At 60.3% G+C, this 252-nt stretch carries 1 protein-coding gene; it reads left to right on the top strand.

Annotated features, from left to right (window positions below; all coding sequences use genetic code 11):
• Positions 1-252, top strand: a 252-nt coding sequence (locus AC0L24_RS33940) for an ABC transporter permease (protein WP_473565109.1), incomplete at both ends; no start/stop codon positions are given.

The raw sequence follows: 252 nt of genomic DNA, 5'->3' as shown, positions 1-252 counted from the left end.
CGGTGAGATCGAGGCGGCCAAGGCCTATGGCCTCAGCGGCTTCAAGCTCTACGCCCACGTGATAATGCCATCGGTATTGCGCCGATCACTCCCCTTCTACAGCAATGAAGTGATCCTGATGCTGCACTCCACCACGGTGGCCTTCACCGCTACCGTGCCGGACATTCTCAAGGGGGCCCGCGACGCGAACTCGGCGACCTACATGACGTTCGAGTCCTTCGGCATCGCCGCGCTGCTTTACCTGATCATCAC

The organism is Mesorhizobium sp. WSM4809 (genome assembly GCF_055811655.1).
This window is presented reverse-complemented; position numbering and strand designations above follow the sequence as displayed.